At 71.0% G+C, this 16699-nt stretch carries 15 protein-coding genes and 1 pseudogene; 13 read left to right on the forward strand and 3 right to left on the reverse strand.

Going from position 1 to position 16699, the window contains the following annotated elements:
* Positions 1-54 precede the first annotated feature (54 nt).
* Positions 55-2031 carry a threonine--tRNA ligase gene (thrS, locus tag ACZ4MF_RS33220; protein WP_467495927.1) on the forward strand — a complete coding sequence of 659 codons (1977 nt, stop codon included), beginning with the start codon at positions 55-57 and terminating at the stop codon, positions 2029-2031.
* A gap of 37 nt (positions 2032-2068) precedes the next feature.
* On the opposite strand, the pseudogene ACZ4MF_RS33225 reads toward thrS, so the two are convergent.
* Positions 2069-2725: pseudogene (locus tag ACZ4MF_RS33225) on the reverse strand (potassium channel family protein).
* A 67-nt stretch (positions 2726-2792) separates the two neighbouring features.
* Here ACZ4MF_RS33225 and ACZ4MF_RS33230 point away from each other — a divergent pair.
* Positions 2793-3353, forward strand: coding sequence for an HIT family protein (locus ACZ4MF_RS33230; RefSeq protein WP_356022018.1), 561 nt, complete (start codon positions 2793-2795; stop codon positions 3351-3353).
* A 52-nt stretch (positions 3354-3405) separates the two neighbouring features.
* Here ACZ4MF_RS33230 and ACZ4MF_RS33235 read toward each other — a convergent pair whose 3' ends face one another.
* Positions 3406-5058 carry a hypothetical protein gene (locus ACZ4MF_RS33235; protein ID WP_467495929.1) on the reverse strand — a complete coding sequence of 551 codons (1653 nt, stop codon included), beginning with the start codon at positions 5056-5058 and terminating at the stop codon, positions 3406-3408.
* 156 nt (positions 5059-5214) lie between these two features.
* The gene (locus tag ACZ4MF_RS33240; protein WP_467495931.1) at positions 5215-7416 is read right to left on the reverse strand and encodes an elongation factor G-like protein EF-G2; all 2202 of its coding nucleotides are present in this window, start codon (positions 7414-7416) and stop codon (positions 5215-5217) included.
* Positions 7417-7657: 241 nt separating this feature from the next.
* On the opposite strand from ACZ4MF_RS33240, the gene pgsA reads away from it, so the two are divergent.
* The 11 genes from pgsA (at position 7658) to yajC (ending at position 16695) form a co-directional block, all read left to right on the forward strand.
* Entirely contained in the window at positions 7658-8386 is a 729-nt protein-coding gene (gene pgsA, locus ACZ4MF_RS33245) for a phosphatidylinositol phosphate synthase (RefSeq protein ID WP_467496011.1), read from the forward strand.
* Positions 8383-9291 (forward strand): phosphatidylinositol mannoside acyltransferase, encoded by a 909-nt coding sequence (locus tag ACZ4MF_RS33250; RefSeq protein ID WP_467495933.1) that lies wholly within the window; start codon positions 8383-8385, stop codon positions 9289-9291. The genes pgsA and ACZ4MF_RS33250 overlap by 4 nt, the downstream gene beginning before the upstream one ends.
* Positions 9288-10451: a glycosyltransferase family 4 protein gene (locus tag ACZ4MF_RS33255; RefSeq protein ID WP_467495935.1), complete on the forward strand. Its 1164-nt coding sequence runs from the start codon at positions 9288-9290 to the stop codon at positions 10449-10451. Before ACZ4MF_RS33250 ends, ACZ4MF_RS33255 begins: the two co-directional genes overlap by 4 nt.
* A 62-nt stretch (positions 10452-10513) precedes the next feature.
* Complete coding sequence (locus ACZ4MF_RS33260; protein WP_467495937.1) at positions 10514-11056, forward strand: LemA family protein; 543 nt, start codon at positions 10514-10516, stop codon at positions 11054-11056.
* A 126-nt stretch (positions 11057-11182) separates the two neighbouring features.
* The gene (gene pdxS / locus ACZ4MF_RS33265; protein ID WP_071378264.1) at positions 11183-12088 is read left to right on the forward strand and encodes a pyridoxal 5'-phosphate synthase lyase subunit PdxS; all 906 of its coding nucleotides are present in this window, start codon (positions 11183-11185) and stop codon (positions 12086-12088) included.
* A gap of 13 nt (positions 12089-12101) precedes the next feature.
* On the forward strand, positions 12102-12707 hold the full coding sequence (pdxT, locus tag ACZ4MF_RS33270; RefSeq protein ID WP_356022004.1) for a pyridoxal 5'-phosphate synthase glutaminase subunit PdxT: 606 nt from the start codon (positions 12102-12104) through the stop codon (positions 12705-12707).
* Positions 12708-12755: 48 nt separating this feature from the next.
* On the forward strand, positions 12756-13508 hold the full coding sequence (locus tag ACZ4MF_RS33275) for a YebC/PmpR family DNA-binding transcriptional regulator (RefSeq protein ID WP_467495940.1): 753 nt from the start codon (positions 12756-12758) through the stop codon (positions 13506-13508).
* Positions 13509-13656: 148 nt separating this feature from the next.
* Positions 13657-14256, forward strand: a complete 600-nt coding sequence (ruvC, locus tag ACZ4MF_RS33280; protein ID WP_467495942.1) for a crossover junction endodeoxyribonuclease RuvC — start codon at positions 13657-13659, stop codon at positions 14254-14256.
* A complete protein-coding gene (ruvA, locus tag ACZ4MF_RS33285) occupies positions 14253-14858 on the forward strand; it encodes a Holliday junction branch migration protein RuvA (RefSeq protein WP_467495944.1) in 606 nt (201 codons plus the stop codon). Before ruvC ends, ruvA begins: the two co-directional genes overlap by 4 nt.
* A 38-nt stretch (positions 14859-14896) precedes the next feature.
* Complete coding sequence (gene ruvB, locus ACZ4MF_RS33290; protein ID WP_467495946.1) at positions 14897-15967, forward strand: Holliday junction branch migration DNA helicase RuvB; 1071 nt, start codon at positions 14897-14899, stop codon at positions 15965-15967.
* 224 nt (positions 15968-16191) lie between these two features.
* Entirely contained in the window at positions 16192-16695 is a 504-nt protein-coding gene (gene yajC, locus ACZ4MF_RS33295) for a preprotein translocase subunit YajC (protein ID WP_467495948.1), read from the forward strand.
* The last annotated feature ends 4 nt before the right edge of the window (positions 16696-16699 follow it).

Raw genomic sequence — 16699 nt, forward strand, 5'->3', positions numbered from 1 at the left:
CTGTGCGCGCGCTCCTGGTATGGCGCCGCACCCACCTTCAGTCAGGAGAGACCGGTGTCAGACGTCCGTGTGATCATCCAACGCGATTCCGAGCGGGAAGAACGCGTGGTGACGACGGGCACTACGGCCGCCGACCTCTTCGCGGGCGAGCGCTCGATCATCGCCGCGCGCGTGGCTGGCGAGCTGAAGGACCTCGCCTACGCGGTCCAGGACGGCGAGACCGTCGAGGGTGTCGAGATCTCCTCCGAGGACGGCCTGAACATCCTGCGCCACTCGACCGCGCACGTCATGGCGCAGGCCGTGCAGGAGATCTTCCCCGAGGCCAAGCTGGGCATCGGCCCGCCCGTCAAGGACGGCTTCTACTACGACTTCGACGTCGAGAAGCCGTTCACGCCCGAGGATCTCAAGGCCATCGAGAAGAAGATGCAGGAGATCCAGAAGCGCGGGCAGAAGTTCGCCCGCCGCGTGGTGACCGACGAGGCCGCCCGCGAGGAGCTGGCGGACGAGCCGTACAAGCTGGAGCTGATCGGCCTCAAGGGCTCCGCGTCCAGCGACGACGGCGCGGACGTCGAGGTCGGCGCCGGTGAGCTGACGATCTACGACAACCTGGACGCCAAGACCGGCGAGCTGTGCTGGAAGGACCTCTGCCGCGGTCCGCACCTGCCCTCCACCCGCCTCATCCCGGCGTTCAAGCTGATGCGCAACGCGGCCGCCTACTGGCGCGGCAGCGAGAAGAACCCGATGCTCCAGCGCATCTACGGCACCGCCTGGCCGTCCAAGGACGAGCTGAAGGGCTACCTGGACTTCCTCGCCGAGGCCGAGAAGCGCGACCACCGCAAGCTCGGCACCGAGCTGGACCTCTTCTCCATCCCCGAGCAGATCGGCTCCGGCCTCGCCGTCTTCCACCCCAAGGGCGGCATCGTCCGCCGCACGATGGAGGACTACTCGCGGCGCCGCCACGAGGAAGAGGGCTACGAGTTCGTCTACACCCCGCACGCCACGAAGGGGAAGCTCTTCGAGACGTCCGGGCACCTGGACTGGTACGCCGAGGGCATGTACCCCCCCATGCAGCTCGACGAGGGCGTGGACTACTACCTCAAGCCCATGAACTGCCCGATGCACAACCTGATCTTCGACGCGCGCGGCCGCTCGTACCGCGAACTGCCGCTGCGACTCTTCGAGTTCGGGACCGTGTACCGGTACGAGAAGTCGGGCGTCGTGCACGGCCTCACCCGGGCCCGCGGCTTCACGCAGGACGACGCGCACATCTACTGCACCCGTGAGCAGATGTCCGAGGAACTGGACAAGACGCTCACCTTCGTCCTCGGCCTGCTGCGCGACTACGGCCTGACCGACTTCTACCTGGAGCTGTCCACCAAGGACCCGGAGAAGTTCGTCGGCTCCGACGAGGTCTGGGAGGAGGCGACCGAGACGCTGCGCCAGGTCGCCGAGAAGCAGGGCCTGCCCCTCGTCCCGGACCCGGGCGGCGCCGCCTTCTACGGTCCGAAGATCTCCGTCCAGGCCAAGGACGCGATCGGCCGTACCTGGCAGATGTCGACCATCCAGCTCGACTTCAACCTGCCCGAGCGCTTCAACCTGGAGTACACCGGCCCGGACGGCTCCAAGCAGCGCCCGGTCATGATCCACCGCGCCCTGTTCGGCTCCATCGAGCGGTTCTTCGCCGTGCTCCTGGAGCACTACGCGGGCGCCTTCCCGGCGTGGCTGGCCCCGGTCCAGGCCCTCGGCATCCCGATCGGCGACGCGCACGTCGAGTACCTGGCGAAGTTCGCGGCGGCGGCCCGCAGGAAGGGCCTGCGCGTCGAGGTGGACTCCTCCTCGGACCGGATGCAGAAGAAGATCCGCAACGCCCAGAAGCAGAAGGTGCCCTTCATGGTCATCGCGGGCGACGAGGACATGTCGAACAACTCGGTGTCCTTCCGCTACCGCGACGGCTCGCAGGAGAACGGCATCCCGTTCGACGAGGCCATCGCGAAGATCGCCCAGGTCGTCGAGGAGCGGGCCCAGGTCTGATCCGGCACCCGCCGCGCGCGAAGGCCCCCGGGGAGGTTCACCGCCCCGGGGGCCTCTCGTCGCCCTCCCGGTAGAAGGTCCGCATCAGCCAGGACGAGAACGACCCCGTCACGGCGCCGAGCAGGGCGAGGCCACCGGCCATCATCACGATCGCGATCAGCCGGCCGACGGGGGTCACCGGGGTGACGTCGCCGTAGCCGACCGTGCTCAGGGTCGAGGCGGCCCACCACACGGCGTCCCCGAACGTCCGCATCGTCGCACCGGGCGCCCCGCGCTCCTGCTGGTAGACCGTGAGGGCACCGGCGAAGCCGAGCAGCAGGGCGGACAGCCCGGCGTACGAGATCACCCGCGCGTACAGCGAGAGCCGCGGCTGTCCGGACCGGTGCTGGAGCGCGTCGTACAACGGGACGATCCGCAGCGGGCGCAGCAGCGGCAAGGCGAGCACCACCGTGTGCAGCACATGCGTCGGCACGAAGCGCAGCCCCTGCCCGCTGAGCCGCCAGTGCACCGCGTAGTCCACGGCGGACACCACTCAGAGGGCGAGCAGCAGGTACGTGCTCCGGTGCCTCCAGAACACGGGCAGGTCCGTGGCCAGGACGCGGGTGGCGTACACGGCCAGGAAGAGCAGCGCCGCCACGAAGAGAGGGATCTCGGTGCGCTGCTCCCAGCGCGCCGCAGGGCTGTCGTCGTCCACCGGCCCGGCTTGACCGGACAGCGTCTCCCGGCTGCCCCGGCGACACGCCGAGAACGGGCGAAGCCATATGCTGCATGGCATGACGAGTGAGCCGGAGCAGCAGATCGGGGTGGGGACGCAGGACGCGTTCCAGCGTTTGTGGACGCCCCACCGGATGGCGTACATCCAGGGCGAGAACAAGCCGACCGGCCCGGGGGAGGGCGACGGCTGCCCGTTCTGCTCGCTCCCGGCCAAGTCCGACGAGGACGGGTTGATCGTCCGGCGCGGTGAGCACGTGTACGCCGTGCTCAACCTCTACCCGTACAACGGCGGCCATCTGATGACCGTGCCGTACCGGCACGTGGCCGACTACACCGAGCTGACCGGGGCGGAGACCGCCGAGCTGGCCGAGCTGACCAAGCAGGCGATGACGGCGCTGCGCACCGCGTCCGGCGCGCACGGCTTCAACATCGGCATGAACCAGGGCACGGTGGCGGGCGCCGGCATCGCCGCCCACCTGCACCAGCACATCGTCCCGCGCTGGGGCGGCGACACGAACTTCATGCCGGTCGTCGGCCACACGAAGGTGCTGCCGCAGCTGCTCGCCGACACCAGGAAGATGCTGGCGGAGGCCTGGCCCACGGCCTGAACCGTCGGTTGCCCCTCCTCCGGCCTCCTCGCGACGGAGCAGGGGCGCACCCTCACGCGTCGTACGTGTCGGCCTTCTTGGGCGAGGCATCCTGGACCGACCCGCTCAGGACGGACGCCCGCGAGCTGAACTTGTCGACGTCCACGTCGTGTTCCCTGAGCACCCTGAGCACGGACCGGTGGACCGCTCGGAGTATCGGGGTGGCCGCGCGCAGCGCGTCGTCGGCCATGAAACGATGCCGCCAGGGCTGATCGGCCCAGGCGTGCCGCAGACCGAAGGGCTCGGGCAGGCCGATCGAGCCGCCGAGCCACTTCAGCAGCGGCGGGTACCAGCCGATGGCGGCCCGCGCGGCGAGCCGCACCACCTCGTCGGCGGTGACCAGCGGAAGCTTGATCGTCCGGGTCTCCCAGAACTTGACGGTCTTCGCGACCTTCTTGACGGGTGCCTCGGGCTTGGCGCTGAACAGGCCGTTGACCGGGCCGAGAGCGTGTCCGGTGACCTCGATGCGCAGGGTCTCCTTCAGCACCGTCACCGTGATCATCATGGTGAGGATCAGGTCGCCGTTCCACAGATGCGGCCACTGCACGCCCAGGTAGTGCCGGTCGCCGCTGTCGAACTGCTGGTTGTTGCAGATGTCCTCGACTGCCTTCGGCTTGATCTGGTACGCCTCGACGTCCGTCCCCTCCGGCCGTGACACCGCCTTGGCGCCCTCGCCGACATGCGTGACGATCCAGTGCTTCACCTGCGGCTTGGGGAAGCCGCCGGTCTTCAGGTGCTGCCGGTCCAGCACGCTCAGCTCGTCGTGGATCGCCCGGACGACCGTCCAGCTGCGGAACTCGTGGATGCCCTTGACCGCGTCGAGGGGGACCAGCTCCTCCGCGAGGTGCCAGGAGCCCCAGCGGGTGCCCATCCCGAGGATGCCCTTCGGACCGGCGTAGAAGACCGAGTTGGACTGCTGCTCGGCGCTGAGCCGGGCCAGGGACTGCCGCAGCTGCTCGGCCGCGGCCTGGTCCGGGCTGGTCGGCACCGCCTCGGGGACCTTCGCGCCGACGCTGCCGCCGGAGAGCAGATCGCCCCAGCGCTCACGCAGGTCCTGCGCGGTGCGCTCGCAGATCCGCTTGGCCAGGAACCAGCCGGCGACGGGGACCACGGCGCAGCCGCGCGCGTACCACTGCCAGAAGCCGGTGAACGGCGTCCGGATCAGGAAGATCACCGTGGCGACGCCGACGACGGCAACCAGGAGCGTGCCGAGGCCCGAGACCCGCTTGTCGTCGTTCTTCAGCATCAGGGCCCGGAGCTGGAAGACGAGCAGCCAGACCAGCAGGCCGGGCAGGAAGAGCAGGCCGCACAGCACCATGAGGGCGGTCAGCTTCGTGTCCCGCTCCCGGCGGATGCGGTTGGCCGCGAGGCAGTGCTCGACGACCACCTGCGGCTCGCAGCCGAAGGACTGGATGAGCGGCTTCCTGTCGACGCCCAGCATGCGGTCGATCACCGCCTGGGCGTACGCCTCACCGAAGTTGGGTCGGAAGATCTTCGCCCACGAGCGGTGCTCGGTGACCGTCGACTGGTGCCATTCGTTGTCGGCCTTCTTGATCTCCTCCATCGGCGTGTCCCGGTACGCCGCCGAGGCCAGGGCAAAGGTCGGGGCCTGCTCACCGCCGCCCGGCCTGGGCACCTGTGGCCCGAAGAAGTCCTCGAAGCTCATTCCCGCCCCCACTTGCCGCCGCCCCGCTCCTGCGGCCTTCCCGACTTCCGTACTCCGCACACCTGTTGATCAGGTCATCAGCGTATCCTCAGCCACCGACATACGGGGGCGGACGGCCGAAGCCGTCCGCCCGATCGGGGTGCGTCCCGCCGTGAACTACACCGTTTCGTCCGCCTGTTCGCGGATCCGCTCGGCGATCTGCGGAGGCATCGGCTCGTGCCGGGCGTAACTCCGGTCGAAGCGGGCCGTGCCGTGGGAGAGCGAGCGCAGGTCGACCGCGTACCGGCCGATCTCGAACTCGGGCACCTCGGCCCGGATCAGGGTCCGTCCGGCGCCGACCTGTTCCGTGCCGAGCACCCGGCCGCGCCGGCCCGACAGGTCGCTCATCACCGCGCCCACGTAGTCGTCGCCGACCAGCACCGACACCTCGGCCACCGGCTCCAGCAGATGGATCCTCGCGTCGGCCGCGGCCTCCCGCAGCGCGAGTGCGCCCGCCGTCTGGAAGGCGGCGTCGGAGGAGTCCACCGAGTGCGCCTTGCCGTCCAGCAGCGTGATCCGCACGTCCACCAGCGGATACCCGGCGGCGACGCCCTTGGCGGCCTGCGCCCGTACGCCCTTCTCGACGGACGGGATGAACTGGCGCGGCACGGCACCGCCGACCACCTTGTCCACGAACTCGATGCCCGAGCCGCCCGGCAGCGGCTCCACCTCGATCTCGCAGATCGCGTACTGCCCGTGCCCGCCCGACTGCTTCACATGCCGGCCGCGCCCGGACGCCTTGTGCGCGAACGTCTCCCGGAGGGAGACCCGGTGCGGGACGACGTCGACCTGGACGCCGTAACGGTTGCGCAGCCGCTCCAGGGCCACGTCCGCGTGGGCCTCGCCCAGGCACCACAGGACCACCTGGTGGGTGTCCTGGTTGTGCTCCAGACGCATCGTCGGATCCTCGGCGACCAGCCGGGAAAGGCCCTGGGAGAGCTTGTCCTCGTCGGGCTTGCTGTGTGCCTGGATGGCGAGCGGCAGCAGCGGGTCGGGCATCCGCCAGGGCTCCATCAGCAGCGGGTCGTCCTTCGCGGAGAGCGTGTCCCCGGTCTCGGCGCGGCCCAGCTTGGCCACGCACACCAGGTCACCGGCGACGGCGTGCGTCACCGGGCGCTGCTGCTTGCCGAAGGGCATGGACAGGGCGCCGACCTTCTCGTCGACGTCATGGTCCTCGTGGCCGCGGTCGGCGAGCCCGTGCCCGGAGACGTGCACCGTCTGGTCGGGGCGCAGGGTGCCGGAGAAGACGCGGACGAGGGAGACGCGGCCGACGTAGGGGTCGGAGGCGGTCTTGACGACCTCGGCGACCAGCGGGCCGTCGGTGTCGCACGGCTTCAGCTCGCGTCGTGTGCCGTCGATGCCGCTGACCTCGGGCAGCGCGTGCTCGAACGGAGTCGGACAGCCGCCGGTGACCAGCTCCAGCAGTTCGACCGTGCCGAGCCCCTGCCTGGCGCCCTCGGCGGCGGGGGCGGCCGCCAGGACGGGGAAGAACGAGCCGCGGGCGACGGCCCGCTCCAGGTCCTCGATCAGGGTCTTGACGTCGATCTGCTCGCCGCCGAGATAGCGGTCCATGAGGGTCTCGTCCTCGCTCTCTGCGATGATCCCCTCGATGAGCCGGTTGCGGGCCTCCTCGATGTCCGGCAGCTGGTCCGCGCCGGGCTCGGACTCCTTGCGCTCCCCGGTCGAGTAGTCGAACAACTTCTGCGTCAGCAGCCCGACCAGCCCGGTCACCGGCGCGTGCCCGTCGGGTCCCTCCGGGCCGCGCAGCGGCGTGTACAGCGGGAGCACGGCGTCCGGGTCGTCCCCGCCGAAGGCCTCCGCGCAGGTCCGGGTCATGTCCTCGAAGTCCGCGCGCGCGGCCTCCAGGTGCGTGATCACGATCGCGCGGGGCATGCCGACGGCCGCGCACTCCTCCCAGACCATCCGGGTCGCGCCGTCCACCCCGTCCGAGGCCGAGACGACGAAGAGGGCCGCGTCCGCCGCCCGCAGACCGGCCCGCAGCTCCCCGACGAAGTCGGCGTACCCGGGGGTGTCGAGGAGGTTGATCTTGATGCCGTTCCATTCGACGGGCACCAGCGAGAGCTGTACGGAGCGTTGCTGCCGGTGCTCGATCTCGTCGTAGTCCGAGACGGTGCCGCCGTCCTCGACGCGGCCCGCCCGGTTCACCGCCCCCGCGGTCAGCGCGAGGGCCTCCACCAGAGTCGTCTTGCCCGAACCGGAGTGGCCGACCAGCACCACGTTCCGTACAGACGCGGGCTGGTCGGCCTCAAGAGCCCTGCCGGCGGCCCCGGGGTGGTGTGTCTGTGCCTTGTCGCCCATGATCCTGCCTCCCGTGCACGGTGAGGTCACTGTGGGCGCGGACACGCGGGATCCGCGTGTGGTGGCGGCTCCGGCGACGCCCGCGGTTATTCGAGCTTTCCACTCCCGTCACGTTGCGTCCATACGAAGGACAGCGGCTGGCGCCGTACGCGCCACGCACGCCCCGCGCGCATCGGCGCACGCCGGCTCACGCCACGGGCTGCGGGTGCCCGCCCGCCACGCACGCGCGCGCGTGACTACGATGGGCCAGCCGGAGGCCACCAGGGCCGCGGCGACACCGACCGTCGGGAAGGCCATGCTGAACAAGTACGCGCGTGCATTCTTCACGCGTGTCCTCACACCGTTCGCCGCGTTTCTCATCCGGCGGGGGGTGAGCCCCGACACGGTCACGCTCATCGGCACGGCCGGCGTGGTGGCGGGCGCGCTGGTCTTCTACCCCCGGGGCGAGTTCTTCTGGGGCACGGTCGTCATCACCCTGTTCGTCTTCTCCGACCTGGTCGACGGAAACATGGCCCGCCAGCTGGGCCGCTCCAGCCGCTGGGGCGCCTTCCTCGACTCCACCCTCGACCGCGTCGCCGACGGCGCGATCTTCGGCGGCTTCGCGCTCTGGTACGCGGGCAACGGGAACGACAACGTCCTGTGCGCCGTCTCGATCTTCTGCCTGGCCAGCGGCCAGGTGGTGTCCTACACCAAGGCGCGCGGCGAGTCGATCGGGCTGCCGGTCGCCGTCAACGGGCTGGTGGAGCGCGCCGAGCGGCTCGTGATCTCGCTGGTCGCGGCCGGTCTCGCGGGCCTGCACACGTTCGGTGTGCCGGGCATCCAGTGGCTGCTGCCGGTCGCCCTGTGGATCGTCGCCGCCGGCAGCCTGGTCACGCTGATCCAGCGGGTCGTCACCGTCCGCCGCGAGTCCGCCGAGGCGGACGAGGCCGCCCGGCAGAACGCGTCCCGGGGGAGCGAGGCGGCGAAGTGAGCACCGCCGACCGGCTCAGCGACGCGCTGTACGGCCTCGGCTGGAGCACCGTCAAGAAGCTCCCCGAACCGGCCGCGGTCCGGCTCGGCCGCACCATCGCCGACCTCACCTGGAAGCAGCGCGGCAAGGGCGTCCAGCGGCTGGAGAGCAACTACGCGCGCGTGGTGCCCGGTGCCACGCCCGAGCGCCTCGCCCAGCTGTCCCGCGCGGGTATGCGCTCGTACCTGCGCTACTGGATGGAGTCCTTCCGGCTGCCGGCCTGGAGCCGCGAGCGGGTGCGGACCGGGTTCGACCCCAAGGACATCCACCACCTCACCGACGGGCTCGCCTCCGGCCAGGGCGTGGTCCTCGCGCTGCCGCACATGGCCAACTACGACCTGGCCGGCGCCTGGGTCACCACGAAGCTGGAAACGCCGTTCACGACGGTCGCCGAGCGGCTGAAGCCCGAGACGCTCTACGACCGTTTCGTCGCCTACCGCGAGGGCCTCGGCATGGAGGTCCTGCCGCACAGCGGCGGCTCGGCCTTCGGCACCCTGGCCCGGCGGCTGCGCGACGGCGGTCTGGTCTGCCTGGTCGCCGACCGTGACCTGTCCGCCTCCGGCGTCGAGGTCGACTTCTTCGGCGAGCGCACCCGGATGCCCGCGGGCCCGGCCCTGCTCGCCCAGCAGACCGGCGCGCTGCTGCTGCCGGTCACCCTCTGGTACGACGACTCGCCGATCATGAAGGGGCAGGTGCATCCCCCGATAGCGGTACCCGAGTCAGGCACGCGCGCGGAGAAGACGTCCGTGATGACACAGGCGCTGGCCGACGCCTTCGCCACCGGGATCGCCGACCATCCGGAGGACTGGCACATGCTCCAACGCCTGTGGCTCGCCGACCTCGACCCGGCGAAGGGGCCGTCGTGAGAATCGGGATCGTCTGCCCGTACTCCTGGGACGTGCCCGGGGGCGTCCAGTTCCACATCCGCGACCTCGCCGAGTACTTCATCCGGCTCGGCCACGAGGTGTCCGTGCTCGCCCCGGCCGACGACGACACCCCGCTGCCGCCGTACGTCGTCTCGGCCGGCCGCGCGGTCCCGGTGCCGTACAACGGCTCCGTGGCCCGGCTGAACTTCGGCTTCCTGTCCGCCGCGCGCGTACGGCGCTGGCTGCACGAGGGCCACTTCGACGTGGTGCACATCCACGAACCGACCTCGCCCTCGCTCGGGCTGCTGACCTGCTGGGCGGCGCAGGGCCCGATCGTCGCGACCTTCCACACCTCCAACCCCCGCTCGCGCGCGATGATCGCCGCGTACTCCATTCTTCAGGCCGCGCTGGAGAAGATCAGCGCGCGGATCGCGGTCAGCGAGTACGCCCGGCGCACCCTGGTCGAGCACCTCGGCGGGGACGCGGTGGTCATCCCCAACGGCGTCGACGTGGACTTCTTCGCCAAGGCCGAGCCGAAGCCGCAGTGGCAGGGCGACACGATCGGCTTCATCGGCCGCATCGACGAGCCCCGCAAGGGCCTGCCGGTCCTCATGAAAGCCCTGCCGAAGATCCTCGCGGCCCGCCCGCAGACGCGCCTTCTGGTCGCCGGCCGGGGCGACGAGAAGGCGGCCGTGGAGGACCTCCCGGAGGAGGCACGCGCGCGCGTGGAGTTCCTCGGCATGGTCAGCGACGAGGACAAGGCGCGTCTCCTGCGCAGCGTCGACCTGTACGTCGCGCCGAACACCGGAGGCGAGAGCTTCGGCATCATCCTGGTCGAGGCGATGTCGGCGGGCGCCCCCGTCCTCGCCTCCGACCTGGACGCCTTCGTCCAGGTCCTCGACCAGGGCGAGGCGGGCGAGGTCTTCGCCGGCGAGAACGCCGACGCGCTCGCCGAGACGGCCGTACGGCTGCTTTCGGACCCGGCCCGCCTGGCGGAGCTGCGCGAGCGGGGCAGCGCCCACGTCCGGCGCTTCGACTGGTCGACGGTCGGCGCGGACATCCTGTCGGTGTACGAGACGGTGACGGCCGGCGCGGCAGCGGTCGCGGCGGACGAGCGCACGACGGGACTGCGGGCGCGGTTCGGACTGGCGCGGGACTGACGGCCCCGGCCGGTCGGGGACCGACACCGAGGGAGTCGGTGCGCAGCCGATAGCCTTCCGGCGTGACCGCAACCCTCATCTGGATCCTTGTCGCCCTCGTCGTGATCGGCGTGTATCTCAGCTGGACGGCCGGGCGGCTGGACCGGCTGCACGTGCGGATGGACGCCGCGCGGGCCGCCCTGGACGCCCAGTTGCTGCGGCGGGCCTCCGTGACGCAGGAGCTGGCCACCTCCGGGGTGCTGGACCCGGCCGCCTCGATCGTGCTGTACGAGGCGGCGCACGCGTCCCGGCAGGCCGAGGAGGACCAGCGCGAGGTCGCGGAGAGCGAGCTGAGCCAGGCGCTGCGCGCGGTCTTCGCCGACCCGGCCCAGGTGGAGGCCGTACGCGAGGCCCCGGGCGGCGAGGCGGCGGCCCATGAGCTGGCCGAGGCCGTGCGCCGGGTCCCGATGGCGCGCCGCTTCCACAACGACGCCGTGGGCGCCGCCCGCAGGCTCCGCGAGCACCGCAAGGTCCGCTGGTTCCGGCTCGCCGGTCACGCCCCGTTCCCGCTGGCCTTCGAGATGGACGACGAGCCGCCCGCGGCCCTCGTGGAGCGCGACGCCTGAGCACGTCCGCTGAACCCCGGGTGAACCAAAAGGATCCACCGGCTTCTCATTGGCTCTTGCTGTGGCCTGGTCCATTCACGTTTCCTCGGTGAGGCAGTAACCCTCTTCCCTTCAGTGAGGTCACCCGTGTCCACCACCGAGAACCAGGCTCCCGAGACCGGCACCGCGCGCGTGAAGCGCGGCATGGCCGAGCAGCTCAAGGGCGGCGTGATCATGGACGTCGTCACGCCGGAGCAGGCGAAGATCGCCGAGGACGCGGGCGCGGTCGCGGTCATGGCCCTGGAGCGGGTCCCGGCCGACATCCGCAAGGACGGCGGGGTGGCCCGCATGTCCGACCCGGACATGATCGAGGGCATCATCGACGCCGTCTCCATCCCGGTCATGGCCAAGTCCCGCATCGGCCACTTCGTCGAGGCCCAGGTCCTCCAGTCCCTCGGTGTCGACTACATCGACGAGTCCGAGGTCCTCACCCCGGCCGACGAGGTCAACCACTCCGACAAGTGGGCCTTCACCACCCCGTTCGTCTGTGGTGCCACCAACCTGGGCGAGGCCCTGCGCCGCATCGCCGAGGGCGCCGCGATGATCCGCTCCAAGGGCGAGGCCGGCACCGGCAACGTCGTCGAGGCCGTTCGCCACCTGCGCCAGATCAAGGGCGAGATCGCCAAGCTGCGCGGTTGCGACAACAACGAGATCTACGCCGCCGCCAAGGAGCTGCGCGCGCCGTTCGAGCTGGTCAAGGAGGTCGCCGAGCTCGGCAAGCTCCCGGTGGTCCTCTTCTCCGCCGGCGGCGTGGCCACCCCGGCCGACGCCGCCCTGATGCGCCAGCTCGGCGCCGAGGGCGTCTTCGTCGGCTCCGGCATCTTCAAGTCCGGCGACCCGGCCAAGCGTGCCGCCGCCATCGTGAAGGCCACGACCTTCTACGACGACCCGAAGATCATCGCGGACGCCTCCCGCAACCTCGGCGAGGCCATGGTCGGCATCAATTGCGACACCCTCCCCGAGGCCGAGCGCTACGCGAACCGCGGCTGGTAAGGCACCGACACACATGAACACCCCCGTCATAGGCGTCCTGGCCCTCCAGGGCGACGTACGGGAGCACCTCATCGCCCTGGCCGCGGCGGACGCCGTGGCCAGGCCGGTGCGGCGCCCCGAGGAACTCGCCGAGGTCGACGCCCTCGTGCTGCCCGGCGGCGAGTCCACCACCATCTCCAAGCTGGCCGTCCTCTTCGGAGTGATGGAGCCCCTCCGCGCGCGCGTGCGGGACGGCATGCCCGTCTACGGCACCTGCGCGGGCATGATCATGCTGGCCGACAAGATCCTCGACCCGCGCTCGGGCCAGGAGACCATCGGCGGCATCGACATGATCGTGCGCCGCAACGCCTTCGGCCGCCAGAACGAGTCCTTCGAGGCCGCGGTCGACGTGCGAGGCGTCGCGGGCGATCCTGTGGAGGGCGTCTTCATCCGCGCCCCCTGGGTGGAGTCGGTGGGCGCCGGTGCCGAGGTGCTCGCCGAGCACGACGGCCACATCGTCGCCGTCCGCCAGGGCAACGTGCTCGCCACGTCGTTCCACCCGGAACTGACCGGCGACCACCGCGTGCACTCCCTGTTCGTGGACATGGTGCGCGCGAACCGTACGGCCGAGTCCTTGTAGGATCTCTGGCGTTCGTTATGTAGAGGGTTACGCGAAGGAGACAGGCAGATGTCCGGCCACTCTAAATGGGCTACGACGAAGCACAAGAAGGCCGTGATCGACGCCAAGCGCGGCAAGCTCTTCGCGAAGCTGATCAAGAACATCGAGGTCGCCGCACGCATGGGCGGCGTCGACCTCGACGGCAACCCGACGCTCTACGACGCCGTCCAGAAGGCGAAGAAGCAGTCCGTCCCGAACAAGAACATCGACTCCGCGATCAAGCGCGGTGGCGGTCTTGAGGCCGGCGGTGCCGACTACGAGACGATCATGTACGAGGGCTACGGGCCGAACGGCGTCGCGGTGCTCATCGAGTGCCTCACCGACAACCGCAACCGCGCGGCCTCCGACGTCCGCGTCGCCATGACCCGCAACGGCGGCAACATGGCCGACCCGGGCTCGGTGTCGTACCTGTTCAACCGCAAGGGCGTCGTGATCGTCCCCAAGGGCGAGCTGACCGAGGACGACGTGCTCGGCGCCGTCCTGGACGCGGGCGCCGAGGAGGTCAACGACCTCGGCGAGTCCTTCGAGGTGCTCAGCGAGGCCACCGACCTGGTCGCGGTCCGCACCGCCCTCCAGGACGCCGGGATCGACTACGACTCCGCCGAGGCCAACTTCGTCCCGACCATGCAGGTCGAGCTGGACGAGGACGGCGCCAAGAAGATCTTCAAGCTGATCGACGCGCTGGAGGACAGCGACGACGTGCAGAACGTCTTCGCCAACTTCGACGTCAGCGACGAGGTCATGGAGAAGGTCGACGCGTAAGCGCCGCCGCGGGCCGCACGGGCTCGGCAGGTTTCACGGGCCGACGGGACAACCCGTCGGCCCGTCGCCGTACCGGGCGCTGGTGCGGGGCGTTGTCAGTGGCAACCGATAGCCTGCACAAACAGGCGATCGACGGGAGGGGGGCGCGGTGCGGGTACTGGGGGTGGACCCCGGACTGACGCGGTGCGGTGTCGGCGTCGTCGAGGGGGCCGCGGGCCGGCCGCTCACCATGCTCGGCGTCGGCGTCGTGCGGACCGCCGCGGACGCCGAGCTCAGTCACCGGCTGCTCGCCGTCGAAGAGGGCATCGAGCAGTGGCTGGACGAGTACCGGCCCGAGTTCGTCGCCGTCGAGCGCGTCTTCAGCCAGCACAACGTCCGCACCGTGATGGGCACCGCCCAGGCCAGCGCCGTCGCCATGCTGTGCGCCGCCCGCCGCGGCATCCCCGTCGCCCTGCACACCCCGAGCGAGGTCAAGGCGGCCGTCACCGGTAGTGGGCGGGCCGACAAGGCGCAGGTCGGAGCCATGGTCACCCGGCTGCTCCGGCTCGCCGCGCCGCCCAAGCCCGCCGACGCCGCCGACGCCCTCGCGCTCGCCATCTGCCACATCTGGCGCGCCCCCGCCCAGAACCGGCTCCAACAGGCCGTCGCCCGCCACTCCCTCCACGCGACGAACGCTCCGGCAACAAACGCTCCGGCAACAAACGCTCCGGCAGCGAAAGCCCAGGCAACGAAAGGCCGAACGGCATGATCGCCTTCGTCAGCGGCACGGTCGCCGCGCTCGCCCCCGACGCCGCGGTCGTCGAGGTCGGCGGCGTCGGCATGGCCGTCCAGTGCACGCCGAACACCCTGTCCACGCTCCGCACGGGCCAGCCCGCCAAACTGCACACCTCCCTCGTGGTCCGTGAGGACTCGCTGACCCTGTACGGCTTCGCCGCCGACGACGAGCGCCAGGTCTTCGAGCTGCTCCAGACCGCGAGCGGCGTCGGTCCGCGCCTGGCCCAGGCGATGCTCGCCGTGCACACCCCGGACGCGCTGCGCCGTGCCGTGGCCACCGGTGACGAGAAGGCACTGACCGCCGTCCCCGGCATCGGCAAGAAGGGAGCGCAGAAGCTGCTGCTGGAGCTGAAGGACCGGCTCGGCGAGCCGATCGGCGCCCCCGTGGTCGGCGCGCCGGTCACCCAGGGCTGGCGCGACCAGCTGCACGCGGCCCTGATCGGCCTCGGCTACGCCACCCGCGAGGCCGACGAGGCCGTCGTCGCCGTGGCCCCGCAGGCCGAGGCCGCGGGCGGGCCCCCGCAGGTCGGTCTGCTGCTGAAGTCCGCCCTCCAGACCCTGAACCGCGCCCGCTGACCCGCGACGCTGACCGACGACGATCGAGGCACACGCATATGAACTGGGACGACACCACCGACACCCCCGCCGCCGAGCGGCTCGTCGGTGCGTCCGCCGACCGGGAGGACCAGGCCGTCGAGGCCGCCCTGCGCCCGAAGGACCTCGGCGAGTTCATCGGCCAGGAGAAGGTCCGCGAACAGCTCGACCTCGTGCTGCGCGCCGCACGCGCGCGCGGAGCCACCGCCGACCACGTGCTGCTCTCCGGCGCGCCCGGCCTCGGCAAGACCACGCTGTCGATGATCATCGCGGCCGAGATGGGCGCCCCCATCCGCATCACCTCGGGTCCCGCCATCCAGCACGCCGGCGACCTCGCGGCGATCCTCTCCTCCCTCCAGGAGGGCGAGGTCCTCTTCCTCGACGAGATCCACCGCATGTCCCGGCCCGCCGAGGAGATGCTGTACATGGCGATGGAGGACTTCCGCGTCGACGTCATCGTCGGCAAGGGCCCCGGCGCCACCGCCATCCCGATCGAACTGCCCCCGTTCACCCTGGTCGGCGCCACCACGCGCGCGGGCCTGCTGCCGCCCCCGCTGCGCGACCGCTTCGGTTTCACCGCGCACATGGAGTTCTACGAGCCGCACGAGCTGGAGCGCGTCGTGCACCGCTCGGCCGGCCTGCTCGACGTGGAGATCGAGCCGGACGGCGCCGCCGAGGTCGCCGGGCGCTCCCGCGGCACGCCCCGTATCGCCAACCGCCTGCTGCGCCGCGTCCGCGACTACGCCCAGGTCAAGGCGGACGGTCTGATCACCCGGGAGATCGCCGGAGCCGCCCTCGCCGTGTACGAGGTCGACGCGCGCGGTCTCGACCGGCTGGACCGCGCCGTCCTCGAAGCCCTGCTGAAGCTGTTCGGCGGCGGCCCGGTCGGTCTGTCCACGCTCGCCGTCGCGGTGGGGGAGGAGCGGGAGACCGTCGAAGAGGTCGCCGAACCGTTCCTCGTCCGGGAGGGCCTGCTCGCCCGCACCCCGCGGGGCCGGGTCGCCACGCCCGCCGCCTGGGCGCACCTCGGCCTGACCCCGCCGCGCGGGTCGGCCGGGGGAAGCGGACAACAGGACCTGTTCGGGTCCTGACGGCCCGGTGACGGCGCCGCCGGGGCGCCGGGGGAGCTGTGACCACGCGGTGACGGCGAGCGCATTGTGGCCGGAGCAGGAACCCAGGTGCCATGCTGAGCGTTGTTCCATGCACGCGGACTCGCTTAGACTCCGCCGATGCCGCCCTTGTGGGCGGCGCCGACCACACCACCCCCGTCAACAGGCCGCTGTCCGTCGCGGTCGCGCGAAGGAAATTCCGTCCCGTGAATGCCTTTACCCTTCTCCCCTTCATCGTGCTCATCGCGGCCATGTTCCTGATGACACGTTCGGCCAAGAAGAAGCAGCAGCAGGCCGCCAGCATGCGGAACGAGATGCAGCCCGGCTCCGGTGTCCGCACGATCGGGGGGATGTACGCGACGGTCAAGGAGGTCCAGGAGGACGCGGTCCTCCTCGACGCCGGTCCCGGCGTCGAGCTCCTCTTCGCCAAGAACGCGATCGGCGCCGTCCTCACCGACGACGAGTACAACCGCATCGTCCACGGCATCGAGCACGACCTGAAGTCCGACGCCGACATCGTCCCGGACGACGCGTCCTCCCTCACCGAGGCCGACGAGGCCGACTCGCCCGCTGCCGCCGCCTCCGACGACAAGGCCGTCGACCTCGGTAAGAAGGACGTTGCCGAGGACGGCACCGACGCGGCGGAGGCCGCCGAGGCCAAGGCCGACGACGAGCCGAAGAAGACCGACGGCGACTCCGACGCGAAGTAGTCAC

The organism is Streptomyces sp. NPDC025793 (assembly GCF_055558375.1).